The sequence below is a fragment of the Neisseria perflava genome, assembly GCF_024170405.1.
In the GTDB taxonomy this organism is placed as follows: Bacteria; Pseudomonadota; Gammaproteobacteria; order Burkholderiales; family Neisseriaceae; genus Neisseria; species Neisseria perflava_B.
Map to the genome: position 1 here is coordinate 44,979 of NZ_JALJYC010000018.1, position 14,766 is coordinate 59,744.

The following is a 14,766-nucleotide window of genomic DNA, read 5'->3' on the forward strand; positions in this document are numbered from 1 at the left end:
CTGCTAGGGTCTGTTCATCAGTTCCTAGCAGTTTTTTATTATTGATAGGAGGCGTAAATATGGACAACGTAACCGAGAAAAAACAACCGTTAGGCGTCTTTATCCTAATGGCTTCCATTACCTTTATGGCCATTTTGTCGGAAATGGTTCCTTCCGGCATTTTGCCGCAAATCATGGAAGGTCTGAATATTAACGAGCAACAGGCGGGGAATTTGGTGGGCTACTACGCCATCGCTTCTGCTTTTTGTGGGATTCCGATTATTTCCTATACCGTAGAATGGCAGCGCAAACGCCTGTTGCTGATTTTGATGGCGGGTTTTGCCATCTCTAATATCGCCGTCGGCCTGATTCCCAATTATTGGTCGGTACAATTTTTCCGGGTTGTCGGCGGCATCTGCGCCGGTGTGCTTTGGCCGATGATTGCCGCTTACGGCATGAAACTGGTACCGGATGAAGAAAAAGGCCGTACCGTCGCCATCATCATGACGGGAACCACCCTCGGCATGAGCTTCGGTTTACCGGCCGCAACCTTGATTGGCACGCACATCAGTTGGCAGGCAGAATTTATTGTATTGGGCGTTGTGATTGCCATCATCGGCTGGCTGTGCCACCGCTATTTGCCGGAAGCGCCGGGGGACAAACGCACCACCTCCAACTCGCCGTTTACCGTGCTCAAAAATAAAGGCGTGTTGGTCATTATTTTGCTGACCTTTTTGGCCGTTGTCGCCAACTACGGCGTATTTACCTACATCACCAACTTGGTAGAAACCACACAATATCCGAGCTTGAGTCTGGCGCAATTAATCTTCGGTATCGGCTCTTTAATTTCCGTATGGATTACCGGCCGCTTTATCGACAAACACCTGCAATTAGTGGATTTGACCTTGCTGGGTGCTTCCGCCTTGGCTTATGCGGTGTTTTTATGGATTAACGGCGCGGTAACGGCGTTGCACCTCGGCTTCTTGTTGTGGGGTGTCGGTTTCGGCGCATTAGTCACCCTGTATCAAACAGCGGTCGCCCGCCAAGTACCGGCCAATGCTTCTGCGGTGGCCACTTCATTACAATCCGCCTGTTTCAACTTTTCCATTATGATTGCCACTTGGCTGGGCGGTACATTATTGGTGGGCGGCAGTATTTTCAATGTATTGATGATGGCGTTAACAGCTTTGATTGTGGGTATTGCCGTTTCGCTCATTGCGAAAAAAGCATTGGCATAAAGACGTTGCAGAAGATACCGTGCCACAAATTTTCTTAGCAAAATTAAAGGCCGTCTGCAAATTTTTCAGACGGCCTTTAATTTTAATATTGCTTGTTATGCCTGAAACGTATCGGCGTCTTCCTCAACCTTACTGCGGATAAACGCTTCCGCTCTATCTTTTAATGCAAAGCGGTCTTTCCCCGCAAATTCAGACGGCATGCACACAGGCGCAAAATCCAAGCGGATACGGATTTTTTTCATGGAAATAATGTTCCACAACGATGTCGGCAAATTAATGTCGGCATAGCTCGGCTTGCTGCTGCGGCGGCCGTCGGCGTCGTAATAACGCAGCGCCAGCACCTGTATCGGCGCATCAGCGTCAATTGCCGATTGGAACAAAGCGGCTTTAAACGGCAGCAAGTCTTTGCCCGAAGAAGTGCGCGCTTCTGGGAAAAAGCTGACGTTCTGCCCCGCACGCAGCGCCTCGCTGATAGCTTGGTTAATCGGCTCGATATCGCGGCGCGAATTGCGGTTGATAAACACCGTACCGGCATTTTTGCCCATTTTGCCCAATACCGGCCATGTGCCGATTTCCTGTTTGGCGATAAAGCTGCTCGGATACACTGCACTCATGGCGAAAATATCCAGCCATGAGACATGGTTGGCCACAACCAGCGTGCCGCTGACATTGCCTTCCTGCGGCGGCGTGCCGATGTCCAGCTCGATATCGAGTGCCGCCAGTGCGCCGCGCCCCAAATCAATCACGGCCTGGTTACGCTGCTGCATGTCGTTACCGTCGATACTGCGCAGATTTTTACCGGTTTGGTACAGCCAAACCGCCATCCGCGCCAAACGGCGCAGGCGGGTGGCAAAAGATGCTTTTGGTGATGCCATATGTGTTCTTCTTTTTGTTGGGTTCAAATCGTTTTTCAGACGGCCTCGTTATTTTTGGCAGTAGGCGCAATAAAACGCGCTGCGCTGGCCGATGGTTTCTTTCAATATAAGCTGGCCACAGTTGACGCAGGGCTTGTTGTGCCGCCCGTAAACCGTGTATTCCTGCTGGAAATAGCCGCTTTTGCCGTCGCTGTTGACGAAATCGCGCAAGGTGCTGCCGCCGGTTTCAATCGCCCGCGCCAATACTGCTTTGATGGTTTCCACCAATACCGCGCATTCTTTTTTGCTCACTTTATTGGCCGGACGGTGCGGCGAAACCCCTGCTTTAAACAGACTTTCGTTGGCATAAATATTGCCGACGCCCACCACCACCGCGTTATCCATCAAAGCCGGTTTAACGGAGCGTTTGAGCGGTTTCAATTTTTGATACAGATACGCCGCATTAAAATCATCGGATAAAGGCTCGGGGCCGAGTTTTTCCAGCAGGGGATGGTATTCGGCAATGCCTTCATACCACAATACCGCACCGAAGCGGCGCGGGTCATGATACCGCAAGACAGTGCCGTCTGAAAAACAAATATCGACATGGTCGTGTTTGTCGGGCTGCCCGACACGCTCATCGCCGGCGGTAAAAATCCGCAAGCTGCCGGACATTCCCAAATGAATCAGCAGGATACCGGTTTCAAAAGTGATAATCAGATATTTGGCACGGCGGGTACAGTCTTTTACCGTTTGCCCCGCCAAAATCTGCGCCAAATCAGGATGAACCGGCCAGCGCAGCTTGCCTTGGCGTATTGCAACACCGCTGACCTGCTTGCCGCTGATGTGCGGACGGATGCCGCGCAGCGTGGTTTCAACTTCGGGTAATTCAGGCATAATGTTCTTCAATCATTTAAATAAAATCAATTCGATACCGATAAGAGTAAGGCTAAGTATCCCGGCTTTAAAGCCCGAGGCCGTCTGAAACGGGTAAAATCCTGCAAAAGCCGTTATTTTCCCTGCATCTTCGCCATGCCCAATACAACCGCCTGCCCTTCCAATTCCGTTTCAAATTCCGACAGTGGGTGTACCCCCGCCATGCGCTTAACCAACACCAAACCGTACACCGCCGCGCATTGCGGCCACCAGCGGTCTCCGGCTTTTTCCAAAAAGCCCCAAAAGCGTATGGCGGCAGCCGAGTCAAAAGGCGGCACATACGCCATAAATTGACCGTATTCAATCTGCAAACCCAATCCCGCCGCCTGCTTCCGAATCTGAGACACGCTGCGACAACGGCCTTTTTCCGGCAAGCGTTTACCGTCAAACCAACGGCTCAAATGCCACAGCGATACCGGATTAAAGCCCGTCAGCAGCAAACACCCTTCCGGTTTCAATACCCGCGCCGCTTCCGCCAATACCCCGTCCGGCCAACCGGCATACTCATGCGTATGCGGCAAAATCAGTGCGTCCAGCGATTGCGTGTCCCACGCCATCTGTTCCGCCTCCATGCGGACATCCTCCGGCACGCCAATCACGTTTTCAGACGGCCTCAACCAACTGCCGCCCATTTTCGCCGTTACCACACCGGCCCTGTCCGGCGCATAGCGGGTAAAAAACTGCTCTTCCTGTGCCGCCGTGTAACGCCCGATGGCCGTCTGCACAAACCATTCTTCCATTTTCTCCCCTTCTTGCCTATTTTCAGACGGCATAGCCACTTCTAATACAGAGATTATACCTGCTGCCGCCGTTTCAGCAGTAAAACGACAGTAAAAGTAAAAACTTTCCTCTGCGGCTTGACGGTTATCCGCCCAGACAGTACCATCTGATAGATTAAATTTATCCCTATATTACTGATTATTATTCACTATGGCAAAACTGAAAACCATTGCTCTGACCCTTTCCGGCGTTTCTGCCTTATCCTGCGCCGCCCATGCGCAGGCGGCAAGCGCCACGCCCAACCAAGTCGGCATGGCCATGATGCGCCTGAACTCAGCCATTCTCGATCAAGCCAAATCCCAAGTATTCGGTTCCGGCAGCCTGTGGGCATCTTTGAGCCGTGATTTCCGCATGAACGAGGTCAACCCCGAAATCGTGCGCAGCCACGAAGCCAAATTTGCCGCCAACAGCGCCTATTTCGACCGTACCATCAACCGCAGCAAACCCTATATGTACCATATTGCCAATGAAGTGAAAAAACGCAATATGCCTGCCGAAATCGCGCTGCTGCCGTTTATCGAAAGCGCGTTTGTCACCAAAGCCAAATCCCATGTCGGCGCCTCAGGCTTATGGCAGTTTATGCCCGCCACCGGCCGCCACTATGGCCTGGAAAAAACCGCGCTGTATGACGGCCGTCACGACGTTTACGCCGCTACCGACGCCGCGCTCAATTACCTCGAATACCTACACGGTCTGTTCGGCGACTGGTCTTTGGCATTAGCCGCCTACAACTGGGGCGAAGGCAATGTCGGCCGCGCCGTCAACCGCGCCCGTGCGCAAGGTTTGGAGCCGACTTACGAAAACCTGCGTATGCCGAACGAAACCCGTAATTACGTGCCCAAATTACTGGCTGTGCGTAATATCGTTGCCAATCCGCAAGCTTTCGGCATGAATGTCAGCGACATCAGCAACCAGCCTTATTTCAAAGTGGTTGACTTGGACAAACCCATCGACCAAAGCGCCATTACCCGTTTGGCCGGTATCAGCGAAAGCGAATTTTTGGCCTTAAACCCTGCCTTTAACGCGCCGGTATTTGTGCCTAAATACAACCGCAAGCTGCTGCTGCCCGTCAGCGCCGCAACGACGTTTGAAAAAAACTACCGCAACGCCAAACCCGAAACCCTGCTGTCATGGGACGTGTACACCACTTACGGCAACACCAGTCTGAGCAGCATTGCCGCCGAAACCGGCATGAGCGTGGCTGAAATCAAACGCTTAAACAGCATCAGCAGCAATACCCTGTCCGCCGGACGCAGCATTTTGGTAGCCAAAAACAGTATCGGTAGCAGCAACCCGATGACAAACTTTATCGACACCGACAACACGCCGGATACTTACCGCTCGGACATGCCGGAAATGGCGCCTATCCAAGTGGCAAAAGTAAGCAGCCGTCAGGTTGCGGTAAACAGCAGCCCGGTTCTGCCTAAAAACGCAGTGCAAACCGACTTTGTCAATTTGAGCCAAAACAACCGTGCGCCCATGCCGACTGCGGCTGACTATGTCGCAACGGCAAAAACAGCTGCAATTCCGGTTCAGACGGCCAAAGCCGATACGCCAACAAATTTGGCAGCCCGCAACCAAACCACCGATTTTGTCCGCAATACCCAGTTGGCAACTCCGGCCGTACAGACTGCTGCCGCCAAACCGGTTGAAATCAATATCGCTTCTACTGCCGTCCAAACACCCGCAGCGGAAAGCATTGCGCAACGTATTGAAAACCGCCAAGCAGCGGAAAAATCCTCCATCAGCCTGGCTTCAGGCCTGATTCAGGAAACGCCCTCCGCCACTGCTGCCGCACCGCAAGCAGAAGCGAAAGCAGCGCCGGTTGATATTGCCATCAGCCAACCCCTGCCCCTGCCGACCCAAAGTAAAGCGGTTGACGATAGCGCGACTGATTCGCTGATGTCTTTGGTGGAAGATTCGACCGCCCGCTTAAACGCCGCCGAAACCGTACGCGCCACCGTCGCGCAGGCTGATGCCAGAGAAGCCGCCGCCAAAGCGCGTGCCGAACGGATTGCGGAAAACCGCGCCAAACAGCAGCAACGAGCCGAAGCCCGCCTTGCCCGCAACAGCCAGCCTGCCGCCGCACCGGTTGCCAACGGCATGCACCGTGTGGCAGACGGCGATACGCTGTTTAACATCGCCCAGCGCTACAACCTGAGCGTGGCCGATTTGATTACCGCCAATAATATCCGTGGCAACAACATCCGTACCGGACAGGTACTGAAAGTAACCGCCGCCGCACCGAACAAACAAAGCTCAATCCGCAATGTTTCCTATACCGTGCGCAAAGGCGATACTTTGAATACCATTGCCAACCGTTTCCATCTTGATGTCAACGACATCCGCCGCTGGAATCAAAACACCCGCACCGTTACGCCGGGTCAGCGCCTGAAACTGATGGGCAGCTAACGGATTGTTAAATAAAAAGCGTACCCATGAATAGCGTGGGTACGCTTTTTTTATCAAGCCTCCTCATAATAAGGATGGCTTGGAACAACAAAGGCCGTCTGAAAACAGCGTTCTAACACTCTGTTTTCAGACGGCCTTTTATAGTCGTTTCACTTTAGCTTGATACAGCGTTGCTGCGCCTTGCCGTACTATCTGTACTGTCTGCGGCTTGCTGCCTTGTCTCAAACTAAATTGAAACGACTATACTTATTCATTAACAGCGTGAATTAACCGCGTTTGGGCGCACGGTTGGGTTTGGCGTAGCCACCTTTACCACCGAAATCGCCGCCAGTTTTGCGCTTGCCTTTAAAACCGTCGCCGGATTTTTTGAAGCCTTCTGATTTGAAACCGTCAGATTTGAAGCCTTCGGATTTTTTAAAGCCTTCGCCTTTCGCTTTACCGCCGAAACCGCCCTCGCTGCGTTTGCCGCCGAATTTTTTGTCACCAAACTTACGGTCACGGTCGCCGTAGCCACCTTTTCCGCCCCAGCCGCCTTTGCCTTTGGGTTTGCCGCCCGTGCTCTTGCGTTTACGGGTAGGTTCCATCCCTTCAATGGTCACTTCGTTCAACTTGCGGTCGATGTATTTTTCAATTTTGTGTACTTTGATGTACTCGTTCACTTCGGCAAAAGTAATCGCAATACCGGTACGACCGGCGCGACCGGTGCGGCCGATACGGTGCACATAGTCTTCCGCCTGTTTGGGCAGGTCGTAGTTGATGACATGGGTAATGGTCGGCACGTCGATACCGCGAGCAGCTACATCGGTAGCCACCAGAATTTTGCAACGGCCTTTGCGCAAATCCATCAACGTGCGGTTACGCCAGCCTTGCGGCATATCGCCGTGCAAACAGTTGGCAGCAAAGCCTTTTTCGTACAACTCGTCGGCCAACACTTCGGTCATGGCTTTAGTGGAGGTAAAAATCACACATTGGTCGATATTGGCATCGCGCAGGATATGGTCGAGCAGGCGGTTTTTATGGCGCATATCGTCGCAATACAGCAGCTGCTCTTCGATTTTGCCTTGGTCGTCCACACGTTCTACTTCGATGACTTCAGGATTTTTGGTCAGTTTACGCGCCAGCTTGCCGACGGCACCGTCCCAAGTGGCAGAGAACAGCAGGGTTTGACGGTCTTCCGGCGTGGCGGCAACGATGGTTTCGATGTCGTCGATAAAGCCCATGTCCAGCATACGGTCGGCTTCGTCCAGAATCAGCACTTCCAAGCGGTCAAAATCCACTTTGCCGCTGTTCATCAAGTCCATCAAACGACCCGGGGTCGCCACCACCAAATCAACCGGTTTGCTCAAGGCGCGGGTTTGATAACCGAACGATGCACCGCCGACAATGCTGACGGTGCGGAACCATTTCATGTTTTGCGCGTAGGTCAGCGCATTTTTTTCCACCTGCGCCGCCAATTCGCGGGTCGGGGTCAGCACCAGCGCACGCGGGCCTTTACCGTTTTTTTCGCTGCGGCGGGTCAGACGTTGCAGAGTCGGCAGCAGAAACGCAGCGGTTTTACCCGAGCCGGTTTGTGCCGAAGCCATAATATCGCGGCCTTCCAAGGCCAAGGGAATGGATTGTGCCTGCACCGGCGTCGGGCTTTCGTAGCCCGCACTTTGCAAAGCAGACAGAATGTTTTTATCGAGGTTTAAATCAGTGAATTTGATAGACATGGTTATCCTGAGGACACAACAACACAATCCGCCCGAACATTTCAGACGGCCTGAAGCAAGAATACGTAACGGAGAATGCGGCGCAAAGGCCGTCTGAAAGTTACACGGTTGTCGCAAGCAATTTGGCTTGTGGTTACATCGACGACAACCTGCACACATACGCTTGGGAATCGAAATCCCAGCCACACAAGAGAAACGCGCCCGAAGAAAAATCGGCGGTTAATAGGTTTGAAGACGATGGCTTCATAAAAATAAAGACGAAAGGCGGATGATATAGATTGAGCGGCAAACGGTCAAGCGAGGCGGCGTTAATTACGGTAAAATGACACTTTTACCGTGCAGGCCGTCGACACCATGACCGACATTACCCCGTTTGCCAACCGTTTGGGCAAAAACATCAAACACCTGATGAAATGGGCTAAGCGCAACAACATCGAAGCGTGGCGCATTTACGACCGCGACATTCCGCAATTTCCTTTTGCCGTGGATGTTTACGGCGACAAAATCCACTTGCAGGAATACGATACCGGATGGCTGATGCAGCCGGAAGAATACGAAGCATGGCTGGGCGAAGTGTTGGAAGCCATCGGCTTTGTGACCGGATTTACCCCCGAACACATCCACCTCAAGCGCCGAGAACGGCAAAAAGGCGTGCAGCAATACGAAAAAACCGGTAAGGTCGGCGAAGATTTTGTAGTATGCGAACACGGGCGCAAGTTTTGGGTTAACCTCGACAAATACTTGGATACCGGCCTGTTTCTCGACCACCGCAATACGCGCAAAAAAGTCGGCGAAACGGCGGCGGGCAAGCGTTTTTTAAATCTGTTTTCCTATACCGGCAGCTTTACCGTTTATGCGGCCACAGGCAGCGCCGTCAGTAGCGAAACGGTAGATTTATCCAACACTTATCTGGACTGGGCGCGGCGCAATTTCGAACTCAACGGCATGGATACGGCGCAACATCAAATCGTGCGCGCCGATGTGTTCCAATACTTGCAGGCCGCCGCCGAGGAAGGCAAAAAATTCGATCTGATTGTGATGGATCCGCCCAGCTTCTCCAACAGCAAAAAAATGCTGGATATTCTCGACATCCAGCGTGACCAGTTGAAATTGATTCAAGGCGCGATGAACCTGCTCTCTTCAGACGGCCTGTTGTATTTTTCCAATAATTTGCGTAGTTTCGTCTTGGATGAAGCCGTTGGCGAACGCTTTGCCGTTAAGGACATTTCCAAGCAATCCGTGCCCGATGATTTCCGCAATAAGAAGATTCATCAGTGTTGGGAAATCCGGCATAAATAAACGGCATGATATGCAACTGATTCTGTAACAAAAAGAATTTCGCTCTCCCTGATGGGAGAGATGAGGCCGTCTGAAAACCATGCCAATAAGCATATTTTCAGACGGCTTTTTTACTTTTTAAAAGTATTAATATACTCAAAAATAAATCACACAACCTCTCTTTCTTAAAGTACAATCGTATTTATTTTACAAGGTACATGATGAGTACACTGAAAGAGCGCCTGATTGAAGCAAGAACGGCCAAGAGCCTGAGTCAGGCCAAATTAAGCAAACTGGCCGGCGTATCGCAATCGGCCATCGCTGCTATTGAATCGGGTAGAAACAAAAAGCCGACGAATATCGCCGTTATTTCCAGCATTTTAGGCGTTTCCCCTTTGTGGTTGGAAACCGGACAGGGCGAGATGTACGCTCAAGCGCCCGCCCCGGCCGAAATACCCGTCGGCAACGACAATGCTGCTGATACAACCGATGATTTAACCGAATCCCGTTTAGGACAACCCATGGAACGCTTTAACAAATCCCACAAACTCGACCACGTCTGCTACGACATCCGCGGCTCGGTGCATAAAGAAGCCCTGCGCTTGGAGGAAGACGGCCATAAAATTTTGAAACTCAATATCGGCAACCCCGCCCCTTTCGGCTTTGAAGCACCCGATGAAATTTTGGTGGACGTTATCCGCAACCTGCCGACTTCGCAAGGCTACTGCGATTCCAAAGGCCTGTATTCGGCGCGAAAAGCGATTGTGCACTACTATCAGACCAAAGGCCTGCGCGACATCAGCGTCGATGATGTGTATATCGGCAATGGCGTTTCCGAGCTGATTACCATGTCCATGCAGGCGCTGTTAAACGACGGCGACGAAATCCTGATTCCCGCGCCCGATTACCCGCTGTGGACGGCGGCAGCAACGCTGGCCGGCGGTAATGTGAAGCATTATCTGTGCGACGAAGCCAACGATTGGTTTCCCAATCTAGCAGATATGGAAGCCAAAATCACGCCGAAAACCAAAGCCATTGTGGTGATTAACCCTAATAACCCTACCGGCACGGTGTACAGCAAAGAAATCCTGTTGGAAATTGCGGAATTGGCGCGCAAACACGGCCTGATGATTTTTGCCGACGAAATTTACGACAAAATTCTGTATGACGGTGCCGTCCACCACCACATTGCCGCCCTCGCCCCCGATTTGCTGACCGTCACTTTCAACGGCCTCTCTAAATCCTACCGCGTGGCCGGTTTCCGCCAAGGCTGGATGTTGCTCAGCGGCCCGAAGCAGCACGCCAAAGGCTATATCGAAGGCTTGGACATGCTCGCTTCCATGCGCCTGTGCGCCACCACCCCCATGCAGCACGCCATTCAGACGGCCTTGGGCGGCTATCAGAGCATTAACGAATTTATCCTGCCCGGCGGCCGCCTCTTGGAGCAGCGCAACAAGGCGCATGAAATGCTGACGCAAATCCCCGGTATCAGCTGCGTCAAACCGATGGGGGCGCTGTATATGTTCCCGAAAATCGACACGGAAATGTACAACATCCATGACGACATGAAATTCGTTTACGATTTGCTGGTGCAAGAGAAAGTCTTGCTGGTACACGGCTCCGGCTTCAACTGGGTCAAACCCGACCACTTTCGTATCGTAACCCTGCCGTATGTGCATCAAATCGAAGAAGCGATGGCGAAACTGGAACGGTTCTTGAAAAGCTACCGCCAATAATCCTTAGAACCTGTATTCATAATATTTATAGATGGATTTTTGTTGAATAATCATACGAATACAAGGCGATATTTATCCAAATCTGGACGATTGGCGTAAAAATCCAACGCGGTAGGCGTGTGATTAGGCAATAAAAAGCCGCTATCAAGATTGTGAATACAGGTTCTTAAGCCCATCAAGCGCAGGCCGTCTGAAAATTTATTTTCAGACGGCCTGCATTTATTCTTTCTCTTCCCGCCGCGCGGTCACGCTCCGTCCGCCTATGCCCCAATTATCCATCTCCACTTCGTCGATAATGACGATGGTCGTTTCCGGATTTTTATTTAACACGCGGGACAATAATTCAGTGATGCCCTGAATCAACTCCGCTTTCTGCTCTGCCGTCGGCGCTTCCCGACCGCCAGTAACTTTGATATTGACATAAGGCATTTCGATTCCTTTCCGTAAACAAAAGGCCGTCTGAAACCCGTATTCAGCCAAATCGGATTTCAGACGGCCTCAACATTATGCTTTCAAATCAAAATGCGGGTTCATCAAATTTTCCGGCGACAAAATGCGGTCAAGCTCAGCCTCGCTCAACAAGCCCTGCTCCAACACCACTTCACGCACGTTTTTACCCGTTTGCGCACAAATCTTGCCGACAATATCGCCGTTGTGGTGGCCGATATACGGATTGAGGTAAGTGACCAAACCAATAGAGTTGAACACATAACCCTCGCAAATGTCGCGGTTGACGGTAATGCCGCTGACGCATTTTTCCGCCAGTTTCACGCTGGCATTGCCCAACAGCGCAATGCTTTCAAACATACATTGCGCAATCACCGGCTCCATCACGTTCAACTGCAACTGCCCCGCTTCGGCGGCAAAGGTAATCGTGGTATCGTTGCCAATCACTTTGAAACACACCTGATTGACCACTTCGGGAATTACCGGATTGACCTTGGCCGGCATAATCGACGAACCGGCCTGCATTTCCGGCAGGTTAATCTCCTTCAAACCAGCACGCGTGCCGGACGAGAGCAGACGCAGGTCGTTACAGATTTTGGAGAGCTTGACGGCGGTGCGTTTCAGAGCACTGTGCACCATTACATAAGCGCCGCAGTCGGAAGTCGCCTCAATCAGGTTCGGTGTCAGCGTACACGGCAGGCCGCTAACTTGGGATAATTTTTCCACCACCAGCGGTGCATAGCCTTGCGGCGTGTTCACGCCCGTACCGATGGCGGTTGCGCCCAAGTTCACTTCCAGCAGCAGGGCGCGGGTACGGTCGAGATTGAGGATTTCCTCTTCCACCAATACCTGAAACGAGCGGAACTCCTGCCCCACCGTCATCGGCACGGCATCTTGCAACTGGGTGCGCCCCATTTTCAAAACATCTTTAAACTCATCGGCTTTGGCGGCAAAAGCGGCTTTAAGCGTTTCCAGTTTGGCCAAAAATCCGCCTATGCTCTCATAAACCGCCAAGCGGAAACCGGTCGGATATGCATCGTTGGTCGATTGACTGGCATTAACATGATCCATCGGGCTGACGATGTCGTAACGCCCTTTTTCATAGCCCAAAACCTCCAGCGCCAGATTCGCCACCACTTCGTTGGTGTTCATATTGACCGAAGTACCCGCTCCGCCCTGATACACATCCGACGGAAACTGATCCAAGCAGCGGCCTTTAAGCAAAACCTCGTCGCAAGCCTGCTCAATCGCTGCCGCAATTTCAGACGGCACCGCGCCCAATTCGGCATTGGCCTGCGCCGTGGCCTTTTTCACCATCACCATGCTGCGCACAAACAGCGGAATATCAGAAATTTTCTGTGTGGAAATCTGAAAGTTTTCCATTGCCCTCAAGGTGTGGATACCCCAATAAGCGTCGGCGGGAATCTCACGTTCGCCCAATAAATCCTGCTCGATACGGAATGCCATGTTTTCTTTCCTCTTTTATAGATTGCGTGTTTAAAATTACAAGCAACTACAAGCGCAACAATAGCCGAGTTTGCCCGCCTTGTCTATCTTTCGAGGATGACAAAAGGCCGTCTGAAACATCGGGTTTCAGACGGCCTCAAGATAAGACGGTTAGCTTGGATTATTTGTCTTTATCCAAAAATTTACCGTAGTCCATAATACGGTCAAAACGGCGCGACAACAAATCGTTCATCGGCATGCTTTGCGCCTCATGCAGCTGGCTTTCCAAGACGGCTTTGGTGTTTTTCATCACGGTATCGTAATCGCGGTGCGCACCGCCCAAAGGCTCGGCAATCACGCGGTCAATCAAGCCCAGTTTCAGCAGGCGGTCGGCGGTAATGCCCAACGCTTGCGCGGCATCAGCGGCTTTTTCGGCAGTTTTCCACAAAATAGACGCGCAGCCTTCCGGCGAAATCACCGAATAAGTGGAATATTGCAGCATATTGACATAATCGCCCACGGCAATCGCCAAAGCGCCGCCGGAGCCGCCTTCGCCGATAATGGTGCACAATACCGGCACGCGCAGGCTGGTCAGCTCATACAGATTGCGGCCGATGGCTTCCGATTGGCCGCGCTCTTCCGCGCCGATGCCGGGATACGCCCCTGGGGTATCGACAAAGGTCATCACCGGCAAACCGAATTTTTCCGCCGTTTTCATCAGGCGCAGGGCTTTGCGGTAGCCTTCCGGACGCGGCATACCGAAATTACGGTGGATTTTTTCTTTAGTATCACGGCCTTTCTGATGGCCGATAACCACCACGCATTGGCCGTTGAAACGCGCCAAACCGCCGACAATCGCATAATCGTCGGCATAATGGCGGTCGCCGTGCAGTTCTTCAAAATCGGTAAAAATCGAGCCGATGTAATCCAGCGTATAAGGACGCTGCGGATGGCGCGAAACCTGTGAGATTTGGGCAGGTGTCAGCTTACTGAAAATCGACTTGGTCAAATCGTTGCTTTTCTTTTGCAGGCGGGTGATTTCGTCTGAAATATCCACTGCGGATTCGCCCTGCACAAAGCGCAATTCATCAATCTTTTTGGTTAATTCGGCAATCGGTTGTTCAAAGTCCAAAAAAACGGGTTTCATACAATGAAGCTCTCATCAATAATTTTCGCCTAATCATACGCTAATCGGGCATTTTTATCAGCATTCCGTATCAAAATATGTGAAATTTTCTTGAATACGGCGGGGAAAATCCCCATTTAGTGCAAACACACTAATACGGCTTTGCGCCGTATCGTATGATAAACTCGCATTCAGTTCAATTACTTCATCCGACCATGAAACCCGATACCGATTCCCTCAGCATGCGGCTGGACAAATGGCTCTGGGCCGCCCGCTTTTTCAAAACCCGCGCATTGGCGCAAAAGCATATCGAACTGGGGCGCGTGCAGGTCAACGGCGCCAAAGTCAAAAACAGCAAAAACATCAGCGCGGGCGACATCATCGACCTGACGCTCAACTCCCTGCCCTACAAAATCAAAGTATTGGCACTCAACCACCAACGCCGTCCGGCGCCGGAAGCGCGTTTGCTGTATGAAGAAGACATGAAAACGGCAAGCGAACGCGAGGCGCAAAAACTATTGGACCAAGCCAGCCGTATCAACGCGGCCTATCCCGACGGTCGTCCGACCAAACGCGACCGCCGCCAGCTCGACCGCATGAAGCATGGCAGCTGGTAATATAGTAGAATTAGTTAAAAACCCAACCATAAACACCGTGTAGGTTGGGTTGTAAACCCAACATTTGTTCGAACTTCCGTTGGGATTTCATCCCAACCTACTCAGTTTGGTTTTGGGGCTGTACTAGATAATTAGAGCAAATTACCTTTTACTAACTGTTTCAAAATAGAAATTTGAGATTTTATTTCACTGTTGTTAAAACGCC

General features: G+C 51.7%; 12 protein-coding genes. 5 read left to right on the plus strand and 7 right to left on the minus strand.

Annotated elements, in window-relative coordinates; translation table 11 throughout:
- The first annotated feature begins 59 nt into the window (after positions 1-59).
- The gene (locus J2T37_RS07800) at positions 60-1,217 is read left to right on the plus strand and encodes an MFS transporter (protein WP_253355044.1); all 1,158 of its coding nucleotides are present in this window, start codon (positions 60-62) and stop codon (positions 1,215-1,217) included.
- 95 nt (positions 1,218-1,312) lie between these two features.
- Here J2T37_RS07800 and J2T37_RS07805 read toward each other — a convergent pair whose 3' ends face one another.
- The 3 genes from J2T37_RS07805 to J2T37_RS07815 form a co-directional block, all read right to left on the minus strand.
- A complete protein-coding gene (locus J2T37_RS07805; RefSeq protein WP_253355045.1) occupies positions 1,313-2,092 on the minus strand; it encodes a 1-acylglycerol-3-phosphate O-acyltransferase in 780 nt (259 codons plus the stop codon).
- Positions 2,093-2,140: 48 nt separating this feature from the next.
- Positions 2,141-2,968: a bifunctional DNA-formamidopyrimidine glycosylase/DNA-(apurinic or apyrimidinic site) lyase gene (mutM, locus tag J2T37_RS07810; protein WP_253355046.1), complete on the minus strand. Its 828-nt coding sequence runs from the start codon at positions 2,966-2,968 to the stop codon at positions 2,141-2,143.
- A 113-nt stretch (positions 2,969-3,081) separates the two neighbouring features.
- Entirely contained in the window at positions 3,082-3,747 is a 666-nt protein-coding gene (locus tag J2T37_RS07815; RefSeq protein ID WP_253355047.1) for a class I SAM-dependent methyltransferase, read from the minus strand.
- 190 nt (positions 3,748-3,937) lie between these two features.
- On the opposite strand from J2T37_RS07815, the gene J2T37_RS07820 reads away from it, so the two are divergent.
- Positions 3,938-6,199 (plus strand): LysM peptidoglycan-binding domain-containing protein, encoded by a 2,262-nt coding sequence (locus J2T37_RS07820; RefSeq protein ID WP_253355048.1) that lies wholly within the window; start codon positions 3,938-3,940, stop codon positions 6,197-6,199.
- 266 nt (positions 6,200-6,465) lie between these two features.
- Here J2T37_RS07820 and J2T37_RS07825 read toward each other — a convergent pair whose 3' ends face one another.
- Complete coding sequence (locus tag J2T37_RS07825) at positions 6,466-7,911, minus strand: DEAD/DEAH box helicase (protein WP_253355049.1); 1,446 nt, start codon at positions 7,909-7,911, stop codon at positions 6,466-6,468.
- Between the two features lie 354 nt (positions 7,912-8,265).
- Here J2T37_RS07825 and J2T37_RS07830 point away from each other — a divergent pair, with 354 nt between their 5' ends.
- Entirely contained in the window at positions 8,266-9,210 is a 945-nt protein-coding gene (locus J2T37_RS07830) for a class I SAM-dependent methyltransferase (RefSeq protein WP_253355050.1), read from the plus strand.
- Between the two features lie 200 nt (positions 9,211-9,410).
- Positions 9,411-10,925 (plus strand): aminotransferase class I/II-fold pyridoxal phosphate-dependent enzyme, encoded by a 1,515-nt coding sequence (locus J2T37_RS07835; RefSeq protein WP_253355051.1) that lies wholly within the window; start codon positions 9,411-9,413, stop codon positions 10,923-10,925.
- Between the two features lie 219 nt (positions 10,926-11,144).
- On the opposite strand, the gene J2T37_RS07840 is transcribed toward J2T37_RS07835, so the two are convergent.
- The 3 genes from J2T37_RS07840 to J2T37_RS07850 all read right to left on the minus strand — a co-directional run bounded on the left by J2T37_RS07840 (position 11,145) and on the right by J2T37_RS07850 (position 13,965).
- The gene (locus tag J2T37_RS07840) at positions 11,145-11,354 is read right to left on the minus strand and encodes a tautomerase family protein (RefSeq protein WP_253355052.1); all 210 of its coding nucleotides are present in this window, start codon (positions 11,352-11,354) and stop codon (positions 11,145-11,147) included.
- Between the two features lie 75 nt (positions 11,355-11,429).
- Entirely contained in the window at positions 11,430-12,839 is a 1,410-nt protein-coding gene (aspA, locus tag J2T37_RS07845; protein WP_253355053.1) for an aspartate ammonia-lyase, read from the minus strand.
- Positions 12,840-12,999: 160 nt separating this feature from the next.
- Positions 13,000-13,965 carry an acetyl-CoA carboxylase carboxyltransferase subunit alpha gene (locus tag J2T37_RS07850; RefSeq protein WP_253355054.1) on the minus strand — a complete coding sequence of 322 codons (966 nt, stop codon included), beginning with the start codon at positions 13,963-13,965 and terminating at the stop codon, positions 13,000-13,002.
- 194 nt (positions 13,966-14,159) lie between these two features.
- Between J2T37_RS07850 and J2T37_RS07855 the strand changes: the two genes are divergently transcribed.
- Positions 14,160-14,561, plus strand: coding sequence for an RNA-binding S4 domain-containing protein (locus tag J2T37_RS07855; protein WP_253355055.1), 402 nt, complete (start codon positions 14,160-14,162; stop codon positions 14,559-14,561).
- Positions 14,562-14,766 lie beyond the last annotated feature (205 nt).

What these genes read in the sequence shown, in the direction of transcription:
- J2T37_RS07850 (WP_253355054.1), bottom strand. Translation starts at nt 13,965, where the DNA reads ATGAAACCCGTTTTTTTGGACTTTGAACAACCGATTGCCGAATTAACC.
- mutM (WP_253355046.1), bottom strand. Translation starts at nt 2,968, where the DNA reads ATGCCTGAATTACCCGAAGTTGAAACCACGCTGCGCGGCATCCGTCCG.
- J2T37_RS07800 (WP_253355044.1), top strand. Translation starts at nt 60, where the DNA reads ATGGACAACGTAACCGAGAAAAAACAACCGTTAGGCGTCTTTATCCTA.
- J2T37_RS07825 (WP_253355049.1), bottom strand. Translation starts at nt 7,911, where the DNA reads ATGTCTATCAAATTCACTGATTTAAACCTCGATAAAAACATTCTGTCT.
- J2T37_RS07805 (WP_253355045.1), bottom strand. Translation starts at nt 2,092, where the DNA reads ATGGCATCACCAAAAGCATCTTTTGCCACCCGCCTGCGCCGTTTGGCG.
- J2T37_RS07840 (WP_253355052.1), bottom strand. Translation starts at nt 11,354, where the DNA reads ATGCCTTATGTCAATATCAAAGTTACTGGCGGTCGGGAAGCGCCGACG.
- J2T37_RS07820 (WP_253355048.1), top strand. Translation starts at nt 3,938, where the DNA reads ATGGCAAAACTGAAAACCATTGCTCTGACCCTTTCCGGCGTTTCTGCC.
- aspA (WP_253355053.1), bottom strand. Translation starts at nt 12,839, where the DNA reads ATGGCATTCCGTATCGAGCAGGATTTATTGGGCGAACGTGAGATTCCC.
- J2T37_RS07815 (WP_253355047.1), bottom strand. Translation starts at nt 3,747, where the DNA reads ATGGAAGAATGGTTTGTGCAGACGGCCATCGGGCGTTACACGGCGGCA.
- J2T37_RS07835 (WP_253355051.1), top strand. Translation starts at nt 9,411, where the DNA reads ATGAGTACACTGAAAGAGCGCCTGATTGAAGCAAGAACGGCCAAGAGC.
- J2T37_RS07830 (WP_253355050.1), top strand. Translation starts at nt 8,266, where the DNA reads ATGACCGACATTACCCCGTTTGCCAACCGTTTGGGCAAAAACATCAAA.
- J2T37_RS07855 (WP_253355055.1), top strand. Translation starts at nt 14,160, where the DNA reads ATGAAACCCGATACCGATTCCCTCAGCATGCGGCTGGACAAATGGCTC.